Origin of the sequence: Pseudomonas sp. NFPP04, assembly GCF_900113815.1 — a bacterium.
In the GTDB taxonomy this organism is placed as follows: domain Bacteria; phylum Pseudomonadota; class Gammaproteobacteria; order Pseudomonadales; family Pseudomonadaceae; genus Aquipseudomonas; species Aquipseudomonas extremorientalis.
The window spans coordinates 165,410-183,543 of record NZ_FOQS01000011.1 but is presented as its reverse complement, the minus strand read 5'-3'; the positions used below and the strand labels follow the sequence as shown (position 1 = coordinate 183,543).

The window sequence follows — 18,134 nt, the reverse complement described above, 5'->3', positions numbered from 1 at the left end:
CCTCGCCTTTCGCAAGCCATTGGATCCGCGGGATCCGCGTCTCAGTCAAAACTGGGAATAATGTTGGCCTTGTCGATCATATCGATCGGCAACAGGAATTCATGGTCTTCTACCTGCACCACGACATCCTGTTCTTCTACACCGCGCAGAAGGCCCTGAAAGTTGCGTCGCCCTTCAAAGGGAGATCGCAGCTTGATCTTCACTTGTTCACCGGCAAATTTTGCAAACTGATCAATAGTGAACAGTGGGCGTTCCATGCCTGGCGAGGAAACTTCGAGGGTGTATTCAACGGAGATCGGATCTTCAACATCCAGCACACCGCTGATCTGCCGGCTGACAATGGCACAATCGTCCACCAGCACGCCGCCCTCTTTATCGATATAAACGCGCAACATTGAGTGGCGACCTTGAGCCGAAAACTCAATACCCCAGCATTCATAGCCTAGGGCCACGACCACCGGGGCCAACAAGGCCTGCAACTCTTCTAGCTTGCTCGACACCTGAACCCCCTCGTGCATGTATGTGCATGCTGTGCAAAATAAAAAAATGGGCGAAACGCCCATCCTTGAAACGCCGTCGAACAGCGGCGTTGAAAGTGTCCAGCTAACAAAAAGCCCCTTAAAAGGGGCTCCGCTAAAACTGGTTGCGGGGGCCGGATTTGAACCGACGACCTTCGGGTTATGAGCCCGACGAGCTACCAGACTGCTCCACCCCGCGACAAAGCTGGGGCGGAAGTATACGACCGATCCCTTACAGGGTCAATGTAACCTTCCACCTACAAGAAAGCCCGCAACAGCGGGCTCTCCTGACAATTGGTACCGAGAAGGGGACTCGAACCCCTACACCCTATGGGCACAACCACCTCAAGGTTGCGTGTCTACCAATTCCACCACCTCGGCAATACAGCGTTTACAACCCTTCTTACTTCTGCTCTTGAGCTGGAGGCACGTCAGTCGCTGGAGTAGCCGACTTTTGCTCTTGAAGCACCGGGACATCATCAGAAGCCGGTTTTGCTTTTGGTACTTCCAACACTGCTGGGTTCGGGAGACCTACTTGAGTCAGCACATGAGCTTTCTCTTTAGCAAAGTAACCTAACCCCAAGCTGGTTATGAAGAAACCGGCGGCAAGTATAGCAGTAAACTTACTAAGAAAGGTAGAGGAACCTTGGCTTCCGAACACAGTATTTGAAGCACCTGCACCGAAAGACGCACCAGCATCCGCACCTTTACCCTGTTGCAGCAAAACCAGAGCAACTACGCTCAGAGCAGCCAACAGATGAAAAACGACTACGACTGTTTCCAGCATTTTTTCAGTTTCCCGCGGCGCGACAGATCGCACCGAACTCATCTGCATTCAGGGAAGCTCCACCAATGAGCCCCCCATCGATATCCGGCATGCCGAACAGTTCGACCGCATTGGCCGCCTTCACGCTGCCGCCGTATAGAAGACGCACACCTTGTGCGACTTCAGAATTCTCTGCCGCCAACTGCGCGCGGATGGCTGCGTGCACATCCTGCGCTTGTTGCGGTGTAGCAGTCAGCCCGGTACCAATGGCCCAGACCGGCTCGTAAGCGATTACTGCCTTTGCAAACGCACCAACACCCAACTCCTCGATGATGCTGCCCAGCTGACGCGAGACAACTTCAAGAGTCTTGCCCGATTCGCGCTGCTCCAGGGTTTCCCCTATGCACAACACCGGAATCAAGCCACAAGCCTGTGCTGCTGCGAACTTGCGATTGAGTGCTCCATCACGCTCGCCCATCATCTGACGGCGCTCGGAGTGCCCGACAAGCACATAGGAACAACCCGCATCGACCAACTGGCTCGGTGCAATCTCACCGGTCAATGCGCCTTGCATGGCTTCCACCGCAGAATTCTGCGCGCCGACCTGGATCGACTTGCCCTTCAAGCCATCAACCACTTGGGTGATATGCAAGCAAGGCGGGAAAACCGCGACATCAACACCGCTCGGCAAGGCCAAGTGACGAAGGCCATTGATCAGCTCAGCGACACTGGCGCGGGTACCGTGCATCTTCCAGTTACCAGCTACCATAGTGCGACGCATGCTGTACCTCGTCGGTCAAAGTGGGCGCAGATGTTACCCAACCACATCATCACTGGCAAGCCGAATTCAGGCGCAAACTTCAGTTACCAGTTTTGCCAGGTCTTCGGCATGGCCGCGAACCTGTGTTTCGTCATCACCTTCGACCATGACACGCACCAACGGCTCTGTGCCGGACTTGCGCAACAACACACGGCCACGCCCCTCCATTGCCAGGGTTACACGCTCACATGCCTCTTTGACAGCCGGATGCTCAATAGGATTTGAGCCGCCCGCAAAACGCACGTTCAGCAATACTTGCGGGCACTTGCGCATGGCCTGGCGCGCCTGGGCCAGACTTTCTTCACGACGCTTCATGGCCATAAGCACCTGCAGCGCAGCAATGATCGCATCGCCTGTCGTGGTGTGCTGGAAGCAGACTACGTGTCCGGAATTCTCACCACCTACCTGCCAGTTGCGCTCAAGCAGTTCCGCGATCACATAACGGTCACCGACATTGGCACGCACGAACGGAATACCCAGATCCGCCAGGGCCAGTTCAAGCCCCAGGTTACTCATCAGCGTACCGACGACACCGCCCTGCAGCTTGTTACGCTCGTGCAGGTCGCGAGCAATGATGAACAGGAGGTCATCACCATCAACAATGACACCCGTGTGATCCACCATCAGTACACGATCACCATCACCATCAAAGGCGATACCCAGGTCGGCATGCCCGGCAAGTACAGCGGCCTGCAACTGCTCCATATGGGTGGAGCCGCAGTTCTCGTTGATGTTCAACCCGTTAGGCTGGGCCGACAGCACTGTCACGTCTGCGCCCAGCTCCTTGAATACGCTCGGCGCGACCTTGTAGGTCGCACCATGGGCGCAATCGACCACAATCTTCAGGCCGGCAAAATTGGTGCTGCTTGGCACGCTGCTTTTGCAGAACTCAATGTATCGGCCGGAGGCGTCGTTGATACGCGACACCTTGCCAAGCTTGCTGGACTCAACCACCGTCATCGGCGCATCCAGGAGCTCTTCGATCATCAACTCGATCTCGTCCGGCAGCTTGGTGCCCTGACCCGAGAAGAACTTGATGCCGTTGTCATCATGAGGATTATGCGAAGCACTGATCACGATACCGGCTTCAGCGTGAAAGGTGCGCGTCAGGTAAGCGATGGCCGGCGTCGGCATCGGCCCCAGCAGCATCACATCGGCACCCGCAGCAGACAACCCCGCCTCCAGCGCCGACTCGAACATGTAACCCGAAATCCGAGTGTCCTTGCCCACCAGGATGCGGCACGCGCCCATGCTGCGGAACGCCATACCTGCGGCCCAGCCGAGCTTGAGCATGAAATCAGGAGTAATCGGAAACTCGCCGACCCGACCGCGAATACCGTCGGTGCCAAAATATTTTTTAGTCATAAGTGCTCCATCATTCTTATTCGGCTGATTCTACCGCGGCAATCATACGCACCACATCCACCGTCTCGGCAACATCATGCACCCGCAAGATACGCGCACCCTTGGTGACTGCAAGCGCCGCCAGTGCAAGACCACCGTACAGTCGCTCACCCACCGGGCGATTCAGCGCAAGCCCTATCATGCTCTTGCGCGAAACGCCGACCAGAAGAGGCCGACCAAGGGCATGCAAGGACTCCATATGCTTGAACAGACTTAGATTGTGCTGCAGGGTCTTGGCAAAGCCGAAACCGGGATCGAGGACGATCTTTTCCACAGCAATCCCGGCGGCAACGCAGTGCGCAACCCGCTCGGCAAGAAATCCACTCACCTCACCAACAAGATCATCATAGTGAGGACTGTCCTGCATATTGCTCGGCTCACCCAGCATATGCATCAGACACACCGGCAAACCGGTGGCCGCTGCCGCATCAAGCGCACCGTCACGCTGAAGGGAGCGGACATCGTTAATCATTCCCGCCCCCAGGCGTGCAGTTTCGCGCATTACCGCCGGGGTTGATGTATCAACCGAGATGATCACGTCCAGTTCACGCGCAATGCGTTCAACTATTGGCGCGACCCTCTCCAGCTCCTCCAAGGGAGAAACCAGTCGAGCACCAGGCCGAGTCGACTCACCGCCGACATCAATCAGGGTCGCTCCCGCCGCCACCATGGCCTCTGCATGACGCAATGCAGCATCGCGCTGACTGAAGCGGCCGCCATCAGAGAAAGAGTCGGGGGTTACATTGAGAATGCCCATGACATGCGTATGGGCCAAATCAAGAACCCGGTTGCCGCAAGGCAACCGGGTGGAGGACAACACAGAAGTCATTTCAAACCTTAGACGTCAGCTGCCGGGCCGCCAATCGGGGTTTCAGGGCGTTCATTCTGAACCACGGGTGGAGTGCCAGAGGTGCCAGAACCGCCTTCCCAATCGCGAGGTTCACGCGGCGTGCGGCCGGCCATGATGTCGTCGATCTGGTCGGCATCAATGGTCTCGTACTTCATCAGCGCATCCGCCATGGCATCCAGCTTGTCGCGGTTATCCGTGAGAATCTGCTTGGCCGTGCCGTAGCACTGGTCAATGATGCTGCGCACCTCGGAGTCGATCAGCTTGGCTGTCTCACCGGAGAAGCTGGCGTTTTGACCACCACCGCCACGCCCCAGGAACACTTCGCCTTCTTCTTCGGCATACATCAGCGGACCGAGTTTTTCCGACAAGCCCCACTTGGTCACCATGTTCCGTGCAATCTGGCTGGCACGCATGATGTCGTTGGAAGCGCCGGTGGTGACGCCATCGAAGCCAAGGGTCATCTCTTCGGCAATCCGACCGCCGTACAGCGAGCAGATCTGACTGATCAGTGCGCGCTTGGACAGGCTGTAACGGTCTTCTTCCGGCAGGAACATCGTGACACCCAGCGCCCGACCACGCGGGATGATCGACACTTTGTAGACCGGGTCGTGCTCAGGCACAACACGACCGACAATGGCGTGACCGGCTTCGTGATAAGCGGTGTTCTGCTTCTCTTTCTCGGACATGACCATGGACTTGCGCTCGGCGCCCATCATGATCTTGTCCTTGGCCAATTCGAACTCTTTCATCTCCACGATACGCTTGCCGGTACGGGCAGCGAACAACGAGGCCTCGTTGACCAGGTTGGCCAGATCGGCACCGGAGAAGCCAGGAGTACCACGGGCAATCACGGCCGGAGCCACATCATCACCCATTGGCACTTTGCGCATGTGTACTTTCAGGATCTGTTCGCGACCACGGATATCCGGCAAGCCCACCACAACCTGACGGTCGAAGCGGCCTGGACGCAGCAATGCAGGGTCCAGCACGTCCGGACGGTTGGTAGCAGCGATCACAATGATGCCGTCGTTCATTTCAAAGCCGTCCATCTCAACCAGCAACTGGTTGAGGGTCTGCTCACGTTCATCATGACCGCCGCCCATGCCGGCGCCACGATGGCGACCGACGGCGTCGATTTCATCGATGAAGATGATGCAAGGCGCATGTTTCTTAGCCTGCTCGAACATGTCACGAACACGGCTGGCGCCCACACCGACGAACATCTCGACAAAGTCGGAACCGGAAATGGTGAAGAACGGCACCTTGGCTTCGCCGGCAATCGCCTTGGCCAGCAAAGTTTTACCGGTACCCGGAGGGCCAACCATCAGCACACCACGAGGAATGCGGCCGCCCAATCGCTGGAACTTGCCCGGATCGCGCAGGAACTCGACCAGCTCGCCCACTTCTTCCTTGGCTTCGTCGCAACCGGCAACGTCAGCCAGCGTGGTTTTCACCTGGTCTTCGGAGAGCAGGCGTGCCTTGCTCTTGCCGAAACTCATCGGTCCGCCCTTGCCTCCCGCACCACCTTGCATCTGGCGCATGAAGAACATGAACACCGCGATGATCACCAGGATCGGGAAGCTGGCTACCAGCAACTGGGTCCAGATGCTCTGCTGCTCAGGCTGCTTGCCTTCGACGACCACGTGGTTATCCACCAGATCACCGATCAGACCGTTGTCCTGGATGGCCGGACGAATGGTCTTGAAGCTGTCGCCATCGTTGCGTTTGCCGGTGATCACGTAGCCATCAACCGCTACGCGCTCGACCTTGCCATCCTTAACTTGCTGGATGAAGTCGGAATAGTTGAGGGTCTGCGGCTCGTTAGGGCTGGAGAAGTTGTTCATCACCGTCACCAGGACAGCCGCGATGATCAACCACAGGATCAGATTCTTTGCCATATCGTTCAATTAACTACCCTCTGAAGCAAGCTCCGCTACTGGCGCGCGCTTCGCATGATATTCACCGGCCTAACTTACTACATTACCTACAACACTGGCAGGCGCCGTCTGTAACCCTTTGTGAAACTTTGACTACACAATATTCGTAAAGCTTCGTGACGAAAGCGATATAAAAAAACCTATCGACTCCCTTCAAACCCTCAAAGACGCTCATCACTGGCGGCGCCTTCGATGCCACGGAACCCCCGCGCCAGCAGATACTGCTCGCGAGACCGGTCACGCGAGGAGTCCGGCTTACGCATTTGCACCTTGTCGAACAGCTTGCGAATGTTCTTGTGGTACTCGTCGAAGCCTTCACCCTGGAAGACCTTGACCAGGAAATCACCACCCGGACGCAATACCCGACCCGCCAGATCCAGCGCCAACTCGCACAGGAACATGGCTCGCGGCATATCAACAGCCGGTAATCCACTCATATTGGGGGCCATGTCGGAAATCACAAGGTCCACCTGCGAATTTCCGACGGCTTCCAGGATTTCGGCCAGGACCGCGTCCTGGGTAAAGTCCCCGTGCACGAACGTCACATCCGGGATGCTGTCCATCTCCAGGATGTCAGAAGCGATCAACCGGCCTTGCCCACCAATCAGACGACTGGCCACCTGGGACCAGCCACCCGGGGCGGCACCCAGGTCGATCACGCTCATGCCTGGGCGGAACAATTTGTCCTTGTCCTGGAGTTCCAGCAACTTGTAGCTGGCCCGGGACCGGTAACCGTCCTTTTGCGCCTTTTTGACGTAAGGATCGTTGAAATGTTCTTGTAGCCACTTAAGGCTGGTTTTGGAACGGGCCACGGGCCACCTCGAAAAATAAAACGGGTCGTGATTAACTGGGCGGTCCCGGACTCGCTCGGGTAAACTGGCCGCCGCTTTTTACAAGATCAGACGCAGGGGTCAGATTATGCCGCTCACTCAAGAGCAGAAGAAACAGTACAAATCCATTGGCCACCATCTGAAACCAGTTCTGATTGTGGCAGATAACGGTTTGACTGAAGGTGTGTTAGCCGAATTCGAACGTGCGCTGAACGATCATGAACTGATCAAGATCAAGGTCAACATCCTTGATCGCGAAGCTCGCCTGGCTGCTATTGCAGAACTGTGCAAGGCAGGCAAAGCGGACCTGGTCCAGGTCATCGGCAAGATGGCGCTGCTGTATCGCAAGAACTTCAGCGTCAACAAGCAACTGTCGAACGTACACCGCTTCAAGTAATAAAAAGGGTCACGGGCGTGCTTCGCGCGCCCCACCACTCCATCCCGGTGCAGGCTGTAAAACCAGCACCAGGCCGGAGAACCCTAGCACAAGATAGCTGAATAGCTGCCAGCGCAACGCTTCCGGCAACCAGACATGCACCACGCAAAACATTGCGCATGCATACAGCGCCATCAACAGCAGTTGCCCGCGAATATCCCGCCACAAACTCCCCAAGCCCTCGGCTTTGACCAGCACCAATACCTGGAGCGTCACGCACACCGCCGCAAAACCCACCAGCAGCGCACTGAGTAGTCCATCGATCTCGTCGATCAGCAGCGGTGCCAGGCCAATCAGGCCCAGCGCCGGCAACACACCGATGTGCAACAACCACAGGCCGCCCACCCAAAGCATCTGGGAGAGCTGCCAAAGCATGGCGCCCGCACGAAGCGGGCGCCGTCTTTCAGATGTGACGAACTTCAACAATCTCGTACTCGATCACACCGCTCGGCGTTTTCACAGCGACCACATCACCCTCTTCCTTGGCGATCAAGGCGCGGGCAATCGGAGACCCCACAGAGATCTTGCCTTGCTTGATGTCGGCCTCGTCCTCTCCCACGATGTGGTAGGTCACGCTTTCATCGGTCTCGACATTGGCGATTTCGACGGTCGTACCGAAGATCACCTTGCCCGTATGAGGAATGGTGGTCACATCGATGACCACCGAGTTCTGCAGACGGCCTTCGATGTCACGGATCCGCGCTTCGACCATACCTTGCTGCTCGCGGGCAGCGTGGTATTCGGCGTTTTCCTTCAGGTCACCCAGTTCGCGGGCCGTCCCGATGTCCTGGCTAAGCTTCGGACGGACGACCTTGGTCAGGTGGGCGTGCTCCTCTTCCAGGGCCTTGAAGCCCTGGACGGTCATTGGGTATTTGGTCATGCCTTCAATCCTGCGTGTAGATCCTGCAAGCGACGCACGGTCTTTTCCGGACCGAACTTGAGCGCTTCACAGATGGCTTCGCCAGCAGCAATGGTGGTGGTGCAGTAGATCTTGTGCTGCAAGGCGTTACGACGAATAGAGTAGGAATCCGCGATCGACTGGCGACCTTCGGTGGTGTTGATGATCAGGGTGACTTCGTCATTCTTGATCATGTCGACCACGTGCGGACGGCCTTCCGTCACCTTGTTCACGCGACGCACTTTGAGGCCGGCAGCTTCGATCAGCTTGGCGGTCCCGGCAGTGGCCACGACTTCGAAGCCCAAGTTGATCAGATCGCGGGCCACGCCTGCAACCAGTGGCTTGTCGTCATCACGCACACTGATAAACGCAGTACCGCCGGTCGGCAGCACTTCGCTGGCGCCCATCTGGGCCTTGGCAAACGCCTCACCAAAGGTATCGCCAACGCCCATCACTTCACCGGTGGACTTCATCTCTGGGCCCAGGATCGGGTCCACGCCAGGGAATTTGGCGAATGGGAACACCGCCTCTTTCACACTGTAGAAGTTCGGAATGATTTCCTTGGTAAAGCCGATTTCCTTCAGGGTCTTACCGGCCATCACGCGGGCAGCGATCATGGCCAGGGACACACCGATGCACTTGGAAACAAACGGCACGGTACGCGAAGCACGCGGGTTGACCTCGATCACGTAGATGTCTTCGCCTTGCAACGCCAGCTGCACGTTCATCAGGCCGACAACACCCAGCTCCAGGGCCATTTTCTTGACCTGTTCGCGCATTTCGTCCTGGATGTGCGCCGGCAGCGAGTACGGCGGCAGCGAGCAAGCGGAGTCACCGGAGTGAACGCCCGCCTGTTCGATGTGCTGCATGATCGCGCCGATCACCACGTCGGTACCGTCGCACACCGCGTCCACGTCCATCTCGATGGCACAGTTGAGGAAGTGGTCCAGCAGCACCGGGCTGTCGTTGGACACTTTCACCGCGTCACGCAGGTAACGCTTGAGCTCTTCTTCTTCGTAGACGATTTCCATCGCACGACCGCCCAGCACGTAGGACGGACGCACCACCAGCGGGTAGCCGATCTTGCTGGCGGCACGGATGGCTTCGTCTTCGCTGCGCACAGTGGCGTTTGGCGGCTGACGCAGGTTCAGGCGCTCAACCATTTGCTGGAAGCGCTCGCGGTCTTCTGCACGGTCGATAGCGTCCGGGCTGGTACCAATGATCGGCACGCCGGCCGCTTCCAGGGCACGCGCCAGTTTCAGCGGAGTTTGCCCGCCGTACTGGACGATCACACCTTTCGGCTTCTCGACGCGCACGATTTCCAGCACGTCTTCCAGGGTCACTGGCTCAAAGTACAGACGATCGGAGGTGTCGTAGTCAGTAGAAACAGTTTCCGGGTTGCAGTTGACCATGATGGTCTCGTAGCCATCTTCGCGCAGGGCGAGGGCAGCGTGGACACAGCAGTAATCGAACTCGATACCCTGGCCGATGCGGTTCGGACCGCCGCCCAGGATCATGATCTTGTCGCGACCCGACGGCGCGGCTTCGCACTCTTCCTCATAGGTGGAGTACAGGTACGCGGTGTCGGTGGAGAACTCGGCCGCGCAGGTGTCAACACGCTTGTAGACCGGGAAGATCTCCAGCTTGTGGCGATGGGTACGCAGGTTCTTCTCGGTCACACCCAGCAGTTTGGCCAGACGCTGATCAGAGAAACCTTTGCGCTTGAGGCGGAACATCATGTCGCGGTCGATGCTGGCCAGCCCCAGGGTCTTGACCTTCTCTTCTTCCTTGATCAGATCTTCGATCTGCACCAGGAACCACGGGTCGATCATGTTCATGCCGAAGATGTCTTCGACGGTCATGCCGGCACGGAACGCGTCCGCCACGTACCAGATGCGCTCGGCGCCCGGCACGGTCAGCTCGCGCTTGAGCACGCTCATGCTTTCCGGGTTGCTCAGGTCGAGTTTCTCGTCCAGGCCGCAAACGCCCACTTCCAGGCCGCGCAGGGCTTTCTGCAGGGATTCCTGGAAGGTACGGCCGATGGCCATGACCTCACCGACAGACTTCATCTGGGTGGTCAGGCGCGCATCAGCCTTGGCGAATTTTTCGAAGGCAAAACGCGGCAGCTTGGTGACGACGTAGTCGATGGAAGGCTCGAAGGACGCCGGGGTCTTGCCGCCAGTGATGTCGTTCGACAGCTCGTCCAGGGTGTAACCCACGGCCAGCTTGGCCGCGACCTTGGCGATCGGGAAGCCGGTGGCTTTCGAAGCCAGGGCCGACGAACGGGATACGCGCGGGTTCATCTCGATCACGACCATGCGGCCAGTGTTCGGGCAGATACCGAACTGAACGTTGGAGCCGCCGGTTTCCACGCCGATCTCGCGCAATACCGCCAGGGAGGCGTTACGCAGGATCTGGTATTCCTTGTCGGTCAGGGTCTGTGCCGGAGCCACGGTGATCGAGTCACCGGTGTGCACGCCCATCGGGTCGAAGTTTTCGATGGAGCAGACGATGATGCAGTTGTCCTTTTTATCGCGGACAACCTCCATCTCGTATTCTTTCCAGCCGATCAGGGATTCGTCGATCAGCAGCTCTTTGGTCGGCGACAGGTCCAGGCCGCGGGCGCAGATTTCTTCGAACTCTTCACGGTTGTAAGCAATACCGCCACCGGTGCCGCCCATGGTGAACGACGGACGAATGATGCACGGGAAGCCCAGGGTCTCGAGGACCGCATTGGCCTCTTCCATGCTGTGGGCGATACCGGAGCGCGGGCAGGCCAGGCCGATGGACTTCATGGCCTTGTCGAAGCGCGAACGGTCCTCAGCCTTGTCGATGGTGTCGGCATTGGCGCCGATCATCTCTACGCCGAACTTTTCCAGGACGCCTTCGCGCTCCAGGTCCAGGGCGCAGTTCAGTGCGGTCTGGCCACCCATGGTCGGCAGCAGCGCGTCCGGACGCTCTTTCTCGATGATCTTGGCAACGGTCTGCCACTTGATCGGCTCGATGTAGGTGGCGTCGGCCATGACCGGGTCGGTCATGATGGTGGCCGGGTTGGAGTTCACCAGGATGACGCGGTAGCCCTCCTCGCGCAGGGCTTTACAGGCCTGGGCGCCGGAGTAGTCGAATTCGCAGGCCTGGCCGATCACGATCGGGCCAGCGCCGAGAATCAGGATGCTTTTTATGTCTGTACGTTTTGGCATGGGTTTATCACTCAAATCCGCAGGTCAGTCGGCAAGCCGTCTTGAACAATCTTTGAAGAGCCTGCGGGGGCCACCGACATTCGGGGCCGCCCGCAGGCCGCTCAGTCAGCGTCGCTTGGCCATCTCATTGATGAAACGGTCGAACAGCGGCGCTACGTCGTTCGGGCCCGGGCTGGCTTCAGGGTGGCCCTGGAAGCTGAACGCGCTCTTGTCGGTGCGCTCGATACCCTGCAGGGAACCGTCGAACAGCGACTTGTGAATGGCGCGCACGTTGCTCGGCAGGGTGGCTTCATCTACCGCAAAACCGTGGTTCTGGCTGGTGATCATCACAACGCCGGTATCCAGGTCTTGTACCGGGTGGTTGGCGCCGTGGTGGCCATGACCCATTTTCAGGGTCTTGGCGCCGGAGGCCAGGGCCAGCAATTGGTGACCGAGGCAGATACCGAACACCGGAATCTCGGTTTCCAGCACTTCCTTGATCGCCTGGATGGCGTAGTCGCATGGCTCAGGGTCACCCGGGCCATTGGACAGGAACACGCCGTCCGGTTGCAGGGCGAGCACGTCGCTGGCCGGGGTTTGCGCCGGCACCACGGTCACGCGGCAACCGCGCTCGACCAGCATGCGCAGGATGTTGTACTTCACGCCGTAGTCGTAGGCCACTACGTGGTAAGGCAGGTCCGCGGCTTCGATGGTCGCGTGGCTGTCGGTCTTCAAGTCCCAGACCGTGGAGCGCCATTCGTACTTCTCTTTGACGCTGACGACTTTCGCCAGGTCCATGCCCTTCAGGCCAGGGAAACCTTGGGCTGCGGCAATCGCCGCCTCTTCGGAAATATTGTCACCGACCATGATGCAGCCGTTCTGCGACCCCTTCTCACGCAGGATGCGCGTGAGGCGGCGCGTGTCGATACCCGCGATCGCCACAACATTGTTGGCCTTCAGGTAATCGGACAGCGACATCGTGTTACGCCAGTTGCTCGCAACCAGAGGCAGGTCACGAATCACCAGACCGGCCGACCAGACACGATCAGACTCGACGTCTTCCGGTGTAGTACCGGTGTTGCCGATGTGCGGATAGGTCAAGGTAACGATCTGTTGGGCGTAGGAAGGATCGGTAAGGATTTCCTGATAGCCGGTCATGGCAGTGTTAAACACTACCTCTCCAACGGTCTGACCGTCGGCTCCAATGGCTTCGCCGCGAAAAATGCTGCCATCAGCAAGGGCGAGTATGGCTGGCTTAGTCAAGAAGACCTCCCGTAAATAAAGCCTGAAAGGGCGATCGCAGGTTGTAAAAAAGCGGAGTGACGTATGGACACGTCACCCCGCTTCTTCACCGAATTATTCTGCGCGCTTTTAGTGGACACACTAAAGCTGTAGCTTACAGAAAAAGGCTTTTTTGGTCCACCGCTAATGAGCCTTAAAGGCAGGGGAATGCGACAGGGCGTCGCTCAGCGGGTAAAAACGGGGCCTAAGCATAAGCTTGAGGCCCCGTTTTAGCTACTGCTTAGTGCAGATCCAGCACATCGCGCATGTCGTAAAGACCCGCTTCGCGACCTTCCAACCAGAGCGCTGCACGCACCGCCCCCTTGGCAAACGTCATGCGACTGGACGCTTTGTGCGTGATTTCCAGGCGCTCGCCCTCAGTGGCGAACAACACGGTGTGATCACCCACCACATCCCCCCCGCGCACCGTTGCAAAGCCGATGGTGTCACGCGCACGCGCGCCGGTATGGCCTTCGCGGCCGTATACCGCCACTTTCGACAGGTCGCGACCCAGCGCATCAGCGATCGCCTCGCCCATGCGCAGCGCGGTGCCCGACGGCGCATCGATCTTGTGGCGATGATGGGTCTCGATGATTTCGATATCCGCCTCGTCCCCCAGCACGCGCGCTGCCAGATCAAGCAACTTGAGCGACAGGTTCACGCCCACGCTGAAGTTGGCCGCGAAGACGATAGGAATATCCTTGCCCGCCTCCACCAGCAACTGCTTCTGCTCAACCGTCAAACCGGTGGTACCGATCACCATCGCCTTGCCCGCCTTGCGGCAGAACGCCAGGTTTTTCAGCATCACTTCCGGCAGGGTGAAGTCGATAAGTACGTCGAACTCGTCAGCCACCTGCTCCAGGTTGCCCGACAACGAAACGCCGATGCGCCCCAGCGAAGCCAGCTCACCGGCATCCGCACCGATCAACGTGCTGCCCGGGCGGACGATCGCCGCCGTCAGCCCGGAGGCCGGCGAGCGTTGCTGCACCGCCTCGACCAGCGTCTTGCCCATGCGCCCGGCAGCGCCCATTACGGCTATACGTCGCATATTCAATTCCTTACAGGTCGCCGAAGAAGCGCTTCACACCGTCGAAAAAGCCCGCGGTTTTCGGCGAGTGAGAGTCATCACCCTCCATCGAGCTGCGGAACTCCTCAAGCAGTTCGCGCTGACGACGATTCAGGTTGACCGGAGTCTCTACCGCCACACGGCACATCAGGTCGCCAGCACCGCCGCCACGCACCGGCGCAACGCCCTTGCCACGGATACGGAATTGCTTGCCAGTCTGGGTGCCCTCAGGAATCTTGAGCTTGACCCGACCGTCGAGCGTTGGAATCTCAAGCTCGCCACCCAGCGCCGCATCAACAAAGCTGATCGGCACTTCGCAGAACAAGTGCTTACCGTCACGCTGGAAGATCGAGTGCTCGCGCACATTGATCACCACGTACAAGTCCCCCGTAGGGCCACCCTGCGTACCCGCCTCGCCCTCACCCGACAGACGAATGCGATCACCGGTATCCACACCCGCCGGCACTTTCACCGAAAGGGTTTTGTACTCTTCGACACGACCTTCGCCGTGGCAGGAGTCGCATGGGTCGGAAATGATCTTGCCCTGGCCATGGCAGCGCGGGCAGGTCTGCTGCACAGAGAAGAAGCCCTGCTGCATACGGACCTGACCAATACCGCCGCACGTTGGGCAGGTGATCGGCGAAGAGCCTTTCTTGGCCCCCGAACCGTCGCACGGCTTGCAATTGACCAGCGTCGGCACACGGATATTGACGCTGGTGCCGCGTACGGCTTCTTCCAGGTTCAACTCCAGGGTGTAGCGCAAGTCGCTGCCACGCTGGGCGCCGCCACGCTGACCACCCCGGCCACCACCGAAGAAGTCGCTGAATACATCGCCGAAGATATCGGAGAAGTTCTGGCCACCAAAACCGGCACCGCCGCCGCCCATGCTCGGGTCGACACCGGCGTGGCCATACTGGTCGTACGCTGCCCGCTTGTTGGGATCAGACAGGCATTCGTAGGCCTCGTTGGCCTCTTTGAACATTTCCTCGGATTCTTTGCTATCCGGATTACGGTCCGGGTGATGCTTCATCGCCAGGCGACGGTAGGCCTTCTTCAGGTCCGTCTCGCTGGAGCCGCGCTCCACACCCAATACTTCGTAATAGTCACGCTTTGCCATAAGTCTTTGCACTCTTAAGGACGTTCGGCCAGACCCTCCTGAGCCTTGCCAAACTCGTTGAGCCCCAATACAGGCCCGGACCCAACTCACGTCAATTCAACGATCCTGGTCATTACTACTTTTAGCCAGGGACCCGGCCAAAAATGCGGTATTTACTGCTCGGAAAGCAGGAGCATTCCCGATCACACCGCCAGCATCCGAAGACTGTCGCATGCTGTAAAAATTCGCATACCCCAGACACGCCAACGCGGGAGCAAGCTCCCGCGCGGCGACATCCTACCAGTCACCGCTTGATAGCGGTCAACCGGGCGACCAACTTACTTCTGGTCTTTGACTTCTTCGAACTCGGCATCGACAACGTCGTCGTGCTTGGCTTCAGGCTCTGCCTGTTGCGCAGCACCGTCAGCTGGCTGACCTTGTTCGGCGTACATTTTCTGAGCAACTGGCGCAGACACTTTCGACAGTTCTTCGATCTTGGCTTCGATAGCTGCCTTGTCATCGCCTTTCACGGCGGTTTCCAGGGCAACGACAGCAGCTTCGATGGCAGCCTTCTCTTCGGCAGTCACTTTATCGCCAGCATCAGCGACCATTTTGCGCGTCGAGTGAACCAGCGCATCACCCTGGTTACGGGCGCCAGCCAGCTCGGCAAACTTGGCATCCGCATCAGCGTTCGCTTCAGCATCACGAATCATCTGTTGAATTTCTTCATCAGACAGACCGGAGTTGGCCTTGATGGTGATCTTCTGCTCTTTGCCAGTCGCCTTGTCTTTCGCGCCAACGTGCAGGATGCCGTTGGCATCGATGTCGAAGGTCACTTCAATTTGTGGCACGCCACGTGGAGCTGGTGGAATCTCGGCCAGGTCGAACTTGCCCAGGGACTTGTTCTGAGCAGCCTGCTTACGCTCACCTTGCAGCACGTGAATGGTCACCGCGCCCTGGTTGTCGTCGGCAGTCGAGAACACCTGGGATTTCTTGGTAGGAATCGTGGTGTTTTTCTCGATCAGCGCAGTCATCACGCCGCCCATGGTTTCGATACCCAGGGTCAGCGGGCTGACGTCCAGCAGCAGCACGTCTTTCACGTCGCCGGCCAGTACCGCACCCTGGATGGCAGCACCCATGGCAACCGCTTCGTCCGGGTTCACGTCTTTACGTGCTTCCTTGCCGAAGAACTCGGTAACTTTCTGTTGAACCAATGGCATACGGGTCTGACCGCCGACCAGGATCACGTCGTTGATGGAGCCAACGTCGATACCGGCGTCTTTCAGCGCGATGCGGCAAGGTTCGATGGTGCGCTGAACCAGGTCTTCAACCAGTGCTTCCAACTTGGCGCGAGAAATCTTCACGTTCAAGTGCTTAGGACCGGTGGCATCTGCAGTGATGTACGGCAGGTTCACGTCGGTCGAATTGCTCGAAGACAGTTCGATCTTGGCTTTTTCAGCAGCTTCTTTCAGACGCTGCATCGCCAGCGGATCACCTTTGAGGTTGATGCCGCTTTCTTTCTTGAATTCGTCAACGAGGTAGTCGATCAGACGAATGTCAAAGTCTTCACCACCCAGGAAGGTGTCACCGTTGGTGGCCAACACTTCGAACTGGTGCTCGCCGTCAACTTCAGCGATCTCGATGACAGACACGTCGAACGTACCACCACCCAGGTCATAAACGATCACGGTGTGGTCGCCTTTGGCCTTGTCCATGCCGTAAGCCAGCGCAGCTGCGGTTGGTTCGTTGATGATACGTTTTACGTCCAGGCCCGCGATGCGGCCGGCGTCTTTAGTGGCCTGACGCTGACTGTCGTTGAAGTAGGCCGGAACGGTGATCACCGCCTCGGTCACTGTTTCACCCAGGTAGTCTTCGGCCGTCTTCTTCATCTTTTTCAAGACTTCAGCCGAAATCTGCGGTGCAGACATCTTGGCGCCATTTACTTCAACCCAGGCGTCACCGTTGTCAGCCTTGGCGATTTTGTAAGGCACCATCTTGATGTCTTTCTGTACGACTTCTTCGTCGAACTTACGACCGATCAGACGCTTTACTGCGTACAGAGTGTTGTGCGGGTTGGTGACAGCCTGGCGCTTGGCCGACTGACCGACCAGGATCTCGCCATCATTTGCGTAAGCAATGATCGACGGTGTGGTACGCGCGCCTTCCGCGTTCTCGATGACTTTGGCCTTGCCATTTTCCATGACGGACACACACGAGTTGGTGGTCCCCAGGTCGATACCGATAATTTTGCCCATGATTTACTCTCCCGAAACTTGAATTTGGTTGCCGCAGCAGTGGTGGCTAACTGCGGTAGCACTTAAACGCTTGACTTATAGATGGGGGCTTTACAGCGTATTTCAAGCCTGCTCATCAATAGAAGGCGCAACCGCTGCAGGCTCCTTGCTCACCTCAACCATCGCCGGGCGCAGCAGGCGACCGTTGAGCTGATAGCCCTTCTGGTACACTTTCAGCACGCTGTTAGGCTCCAGGTCATGGCTTTCCTGCATGGACATGGCCTGGTGATGTTCAGCGTTGAACGGTTCGCCGCCGGTTGGATCGATGGCTTCCAGTTGATAACGCTTCAGGGTGTCCTGGAACATTTTCAGGGTCAGCTCGATCCCTTCGCGCATTGGGCGGATGTTTTCGTCATCCGGATTGGACAACTCGAGACCACGCTCCAGGCTGTCGATGATCGGCAGCAAGTCACCGGCGAATTTTTCCAGTGCGAACTTGTGAGCCTTCTCTACATCCTGCTCGGCACGGCGGCGGACGTTCTGCAGATCGGCGGCAACACGCAAAGACTGATCCCGCGCAGCCGCCAATTGCTCTTCGAGCACTTGCACGCGAGTTGCCAGCTCGTCGCCGACAGCCGAATTGGCGTCTGGAGTTTGCGTATCCTGCGTCTGTTCGTCAGCCATAGTTTTCTCCTTTCAAAATCATGCGCGAACTCAACTCGCGCTTCTGTTCCGGTATATGGGGCCACAATTTCCAGGTTCAAGGGCGTAGGCGTTACCAAAAGTCTTTCCCATGACCGGGATCAATTCCTGCTCTTT

Annotated in this window: 16 protein-coding genes and 2 tRNA genes; 1 reads left to right on the top strand and 17 read right to left on the bottom strand. The window is 58.0% G+C overall.

Annotated elements, in window-relative coordinates; genetic code table 11:
* Nucleotides 1-41: 41 nt before the first annotated feature.
* The 9 genes from rimP to rlmE form a co-directional block, all read right to left on the bottom strand.
* Complete coding sequence (gene rimP, locus BM017_RS22150; RefSeq protein ID WP_003235029.1) at nt 42-500, bottom strand: ribosome maturation factor RimP; 459 nt, start codon at nt 498-500, stop codon at nt 42-44.
* Between the two features lie 140 nt (nt 501-640).
* Nucleotides 641-717, bottom strand: a tRNA-Met gene (locus tag BM017_RS22145).
* Between the two features lie 96 nt (nt 718-813).
* A tRNA-Leu gene (locus tag BM017_RS22140) sits at nt 814-899 on the bottom strand.
* A gap of 22 nt (nt 900-921) precedes the next feature.
* Complete coding sequence (gene secG / locus BM017_RS22135; protein ID WP_003194191.1) at nt 922-1,305, bottom strand: preprotein translocase subunit SecG; 384 nt, start codon at nt 1,303-1,305, stop codon at nt 922-924.
* A 4-nt stretch (nt 1,306-1,309) separates the two neighbouring features.
* On the bottom strand, nt 1,310-2,065 hold the full coding sequence (gene tpiA, locus BM017_RS22130) for a triose-phosphate isomerase (protein WP_092248377.1): 756 nt from the start codon (nt 2,063-2,065) through the stop codon (nt 1,310-1,312).
* Between the two features lie 66 nt (nt 2,066-2,131).
* Entirely contained in the window at nt 2,132-3,469 is a 1,338-nt protein-coding gene (gene glmM, locus BM017_RS22125; RefSeq protein WP_092248374.1) for a phosphoglucosamine mutase, read from the bottom strand.
* Nucleotides 3,470-3,485: 16 nt separating this feature from the next.
* The gene (gene folP / locus BM017_RS22120) at nt 3,486-4,337 is read right to left on the bottom strand and encodes a dihydropteroate synthase (RefSeq protein WP_071489995.1); all 852 of its coding nucleotides are present in this window, start codon (nt 4,335-4,337) and stop codon (nt 3,486-3,488) included.
* A gap of 8 nt (nt 4,338-4,345) precedes the next feature.
* Nucleotides 4,346-6,256 (bottom strand): ATP-dependent zinc metalloprotease FtsH, encoded by a 1,911-nt coding sequence (gene ftsH, locus BM017_RS22115; protein WP_058427653.1) that lies wholly within the window; start codon nt 6,254-6,256, stop codon nt 4,346-4,348.
* 200 nt (nt 6,257-6,456) lie between these two features.
* Entirely contained in the window at nt 6,457-7,107 is a 651-nt protein-coding gene (gene rlmE, locus BM017_RS22110; RefSeq protein ID WP_010206606.1) for a 23S rRNA (uridine(2552)-2'-O)-methyltransferase RlmE, read from the bottom strand.
* A gap of 106 nt (nt 7,108-7,213) precedes the next feature.
* On the opposite strand from rlmE, the gene yhbY reads away from it, so the two are divergent.
* Complete coding sequence (gene yhbY, locus BM017_RS22105) at nt 7,214-7,522, top strand: ribosome assembly RNA-binding protein YhbY (protein WP_028617972.1); 309 nt, start codon at nt 7,214-7,216, stop codon at nt 7,520-7,522.
* A 9-nt stretch (nt 7,523-7,531) separates the two neighbouring features.
* On the opposite strand, the gene BM017_RS22100 is transcribed toward yhbY, so the two are convergent.
* The 8 genes from BM017_RS22100 to grpE all read right to left on the bottom strand — a co-directional run bounded on the left by BM017_RS22100 (nt 7,532) and on the right by grpE (nt 17,999).
* A complete protein-coding gene (locus tag BM017_RS22100) occupies nt 7,532-7,936 on the bottom strand; it encodes an MFS transporter (protein ID WP_092248371.1) in 405 nt (134 codons plus the stop codon).
* 28 nt (nt 7,937-7,964) lie between these two features.
* Nucleotides 7,965-8,441 (bottom strand): transcription elongation factor GreA, encoded by a 477-nt coding sequence (greA, locus tag BM017_RS22095; protein WP_060752268.1) that lies wholly within the window; start codon nt 8,439-8,441, stop codon nt 7,965-7,967.
* On the bottom strand, nt 8,438-11,659 hold the full coding sequence (gene carB, locus BM017_RS22090) for a carbamoyl-phosphate synthase large subunit (protein WP_092248368.1): 3,222 nt from the start codon (nt 11,657-11,659) through the stop codon (nt 8,438-8,440). The genes greA and carB overlap by 4 nt, the downstream gene beginning before the upstream one ends.
* Before the next feature lie 105 nt (nt 11,660-11,764).
* Entirely contained in the window at nt 11,765-12,901 is a 1,137-nt protein-coding gene (carA, locus tag BM017_RS22085) for a glutamine-hydrolyzing carbamoyl-phosphate synthase small subunit (RefSeq protein ID WP_071489993.1), read from the bottom strand.
* Nucleotides 12,902-13,160: 259 nt separating this feature from the next.
* On the bottom strand, nt 13,161-13,967 hold the full coding sequence (gene dapB, locus BM017_RS22080) for a 4-hydroxy-tetrahydrodipicolinate reductase (RefSeq protein WP_092248366.1): 807 nt from the start codon (nt 13,965-13,967) through the stop codon (nt 13,161-13,163).
* Nucleotides 13,968-13,977: 10 nt separating this feature from the next.
* Nucleotides 13,978-15,102 carry a molecular chaperone DnaJ gene (gene dnaJ / locus BM017_RS22075; RefSeq protein ID WP_071489991.1) on the bottom strand — a complete coding sequence of 375 codons (1,125 nt, stop codon included), beginning with the start codon at nt 15,100-15,102 and terminating at the stop codon, nt 13,978-13,980.
* 317 nt (nt 15,103-15,419) lie between these two features.
* Nucleotides 15,420-17,336 carry a molecular chaperone DnaK gene (gene dnaK, locus BM017_RS22070; protein ID WP_092248363.1) on the bottom strand — a complete coding sequence of 639 codons (1,917 nt, stop codon included), beginning with the start codon at nt 17,334-17,336 and terminating at the stop codon, nt 15,420-15,422.
* A 102-nt stretch (nt 17,337-17,438) separates the two neighbouring features.
* On the bottom strand, nt 17,439-17,999 hold the full coding sequence (grpE, locus tag BM017_RS22065; RefSeq protein WP_092248360.1) for a nucleotide exchange factor GrpE: 561 nt from the start codon (nt 17,997-17,999) through the stop codon (nt 17,439-17,441).
* Between the last annotated feature and the right edge of the window lie 135 nt (nt 18,000-18,134).